The 3349-nt window shown below is 42.9% G+C and carries 4 protein-coding genes; 1 reads left to right on the forward strand and 3 read right to left on the reverse strand.

All coding sequences use genetic code 11. The features are described 5' to 3' along the window. Positions 1-529: SIMPL domain-containing protein (locus PLH26_RS17080; protein ID WP_324587244.1), on the reverse strand; the 529-nt coding region annotated here is incomplete at its 3' end. 131 nt (positions 530-660) lie between these two features. On the opposite strand from PLH26_RS17080, the gene PLH26_RS17085 reads away from it, so the two are divergent. Then, on the forward strand, positions 661-1404 hold the full coding sequence (locus tag PLH26_RS17085; protein ID WP_324587245.1) for a lysophospholipid acyltransferase family protein: 744 nt from the start codon (positions 661-663) through the stop codon (positions 1402-1404). Here PLH26_RS17085 and PLH26_RS17090 read toward each other — a convergent pair whose 3' ends face one another. Beyond that, positions 1405-1926 (reverse strand): acyl-CoA thioesterase, encoded by a 522-nt coding sequence (locus tag PLH26_RS17090; protein WP_324587246.1) that lies wholly within the window; start codon positions 1924-1926, stop codon positions 1405-1407. A 441-nt stretch (positions 1927-2367) separates the two neighbouring features. After that, the coding region (locus PLH26_RS17095) for a hypothetical protein (protein WP_324587247.1) at positions 2368-3349 on the reverse strand (982 nt) is incomplete at its 5' end.

The following is a 3349-nucleotide window of genomic DNA, read 5'->3' on the forward strand; positions in this document are numbered from 1 at the left end:
CCGAAAGATAAATGGCTTTATCCTTTGCAGCTTTTACAGCCTGTATTTTTAATTGCCTGCGGAATACATCTATGTTGCTGTGCGAGGCTTTTACAATGAAAAAGCCCCGGGTTGCTTCATCATCTAATTTTTCAACGATTGCGTCAATCTTTTTTATGCTGTTGAATTTGATGATATAGCTGATGGTGGCCATCATATCGGGATTCTTTTTCTTTTTATTGATCCAAAATAAGCGATCTGCCCCCTGGTAAGTTGCTATACTTATTAGTGAATCTGGAATGCCGGCGTTTTTACACAATTCCAGGAATTGTTTCCTGATCGTTTCCATATTTATTTTACCCGAGCCTCTTTTTTCGTATTCACTCAAATTGACCTGCACATATATTTCATCGGGCACGATTTCCATTTCTGCACTTCCTGTTACATTGATCGTTTTAGGATAGGGATTGTTATATGCCGGGTTATTTGCCCGGGCAGCAGCTATGCTTGCTGCAATGGCCAATGAGGATGCGAATACGAATTTTTTCATGACTTTAATTTTATACAGGATGTGATCTTTTAATTGATTACATATTTATATTGGAGCGTTGCGCCGGGGTTAACAAAGTTTTTACAAATAGTCTATATTGCAAAGCAAATCAGCAGCATAAACATTTATCCATGGGTTCATTTTTTGAAAGGTTGCGCTATGTAAAACTCGTACGGAAGGTCGTATATATTGTCATTGGCTGCCTGTCGTACCCGGGGCTGGCGATCATGAACCGCCTTAAAATTACAGGCACGGAACATCTCAAAAATTTGCCCCGTAACAACGTATTGTTTGTAAGCAATCACCAAACCTATTTTATGGACGTGATTGCCTTCCTGCATATTTTTTGCGCAGTAAAGTGGAGAAAGAAAAACAAGCTGGGCGTTCCTTACTACCTGCTTAATCCTTTTACAAACGTATATTTCGTTTCGGCAGAAGACACCATGAGAAGAACTTTTATGAGCAGGTTGATGGCTTTGGCGGGTTCACTAACGGTTAAGCGCACCTGGGTTGAAGACGATAAAACCGTAAGAAAAGGTTTGAACCCTTCCGATACCAAAAAAATTTTAAAAGCGCTGAACCGGAGCTGGGTAATTACCTTTCCGCAGGGAACCACCACGGCTTTTGCCCCGGGAAGAAAGGGTACTGCTTTCCTTGTTAAGCAAAGTCATTGCGTAGTGGTGCCTATTGTGATAGATGGTTTCAATAAGGCTTTTCATAAAAAGAGCCTGAAGCTTATGCAAAAGAATGTGCTTTTAACGGTGCATTTTAAGCCGCCGCTGCCAATTGATTACAACGACGATTTGGATCACATGCTCAGTCAACTGATGAATGCCATAGAACAAAGCGATGCCTATAAAAACAAAGCCGTGTAACTATTCTCCGGCAAAAAGCGCTTTTAGCTCAAAAGCATCATGTGGTTTCATTTTGCCGCCTAATATCAATCTCAACTGTCTTCTTCGCATCGCTCCTTCGTATAATTTCCGCTCGTCTTCTGACTCGGGTGTAAGCTGCGGAACCGGCGACGATTTTCCCTGTGCATTGAGTGCTACAAAAGTATAATAGGCTTCGTTGCTTTTATATTTGTACCGGCGTTTCAAATCTTCTCCCCATACACTGATGTGCACTTCCATAGAGGTGGTGAACGCCCGGCTTACCTTGGCTTCAATGTAAACAACATTTCCAAGCAGAATAGGCGCTTCAAAAGAAATATTATCAACTGAAGCGGTAACCACAGGCGCATTGGCATGCTTTTGGGCAGAAAGGGCTGAGGCGATGTCCATCCAGTACATAAGCCTGCCACCCATAAGGTTGCCAAATACATTCGTATCGTTTGGTAATACCAGCTCTGTCATCATTACCAACGACTCACCGGCTTTTTTTGAGGTTATTTCCATTAACGAGATTTACGCAAAGATAAGGGTTGGCGGTAAGGAGGCATTTACCTTCGATGACAAAAGTTCAAATTGTGGTACTCCTTTGTTTTATGTGCGTAATAACGATATGTACCGGTGCAAACTGCCCCGGTGGTGTTTTCGCTCCGCCGGACACAATTTGAATGCAACTGCAGGTGATGTTTTTAACGCAACGCGGGGTAGTGCCGGGTAGCTGGTTGATGCAGCAACACAAAAAATAAGAAGTGATGATGTCAACACTCACTTCTTATGTCTCAGATGCCCGATTTGCAGCGGCAGGCACGCGTTTTATGCGTTTGCAATGAGGGTATAAATAACCAGAATAGCTATAACGGTAACCCTTATGGTAACAATGTTGGTTGTAATCGTTTTCTTCATGGATTTCGTTTTTTGTTTCAGGATATGTTGGATTGTCAATTGATCTTAAAAGATCATCGGGCAGCGCAAAACGCCGGAGTTCCCGTTGCCACCCAAACGGATGCCCACTTTAATGCTTGCCGAATAATAAGAATCATTCCTGGTGGGTGTTCCGCGCTTATCTCCCGCATTATAATAAGGGATCCTTACGCCGGGGCTTACCTGCTGAGCTTTGTTGTGCATCTGTTTGGCAATGGTTGCGGTTCTTGATCCTGCACCAAAATAACTGTCGAAATCGCTGTCGGCAATAAATTCTGTTCCTATATCATCAATATAATCGGTAAACGTTTTCCGGTTTACAATTTCAAATGCGGCGTTTATCCTGTCGGAGAAATAATAGCGTATGCCCACGCCATAGGGGATATTGATCTGCGTAAGGCTGTATTCTTTTTTGTCGGGATATTGAGGCATGCCCTGGCCTTCCGTGCGCAAAGGTTTCAGGTCAACCCAGGTTTTGGTGCCATTAGGCGCTGTATATTGTCCCTGCGGATTAAAATGAAAAACGCCAATGCCGATAACCCCGTAAGGGCGGAATTTATGGTATACGTCCTTATCATCCATTTCAAAAAATACTGTGGGATATATCTCGCCCGTTAGGGTAACTTCCTGTATGGGTATCCTGGCTGAAAGATTCCTGTTCTTACGGGCAACTTCAGGACCACCCTTGTCCACGATAATGCTGTCTGCTCCTTCAAGCGTAGTAAAATTTGCTGAAAGCGTTATCCCAAAAAACTCGCTGGGACGAATGGTGAGGTATGCACCTTTCATCAGTCTTGTCATCTGGATGTTATTGTCTTTCAGAAATGTTTTACCCGTGCCATAGCGTCCGCCCAGATCACCAAGAAGATTGGAAGGCCCGATATTAAGTCCTATCTCATACACCGGCTTATCCATAAAAATATACTGGCCGTATGATTTAACTGAAAAAAAACTGATGGCTGTAATGATACAGGCCCGAAAAATTTTGTTGGGTAATTGTTGAGTCATG

Source organism: Agriterribacter sp., assembly GCF_035444585.1.
GTDB lineage: Bacteria > Bacteroidota > Bacteroidia > Chitinophagales > Chitinophagaceae > Agriterribacter.

Bases quoted from the DNA above. Each gene is read 5' to 3' on its own strand.
- PLH26_RS17085 (WP_324587245.1), top strand. From the start codon at position 661: ATGGGTTCATTTTTTGAAAGGTTGCGCTATGTAAAACTCGTACGGAAG.
- PLH26_RS17090 (WP_324587246.1), bottom strand. From the start codon at position 1,926: ATGGAAATAACCTCAAAAAAAGCCGGTGAGTCGTTGGTAATGATGACA.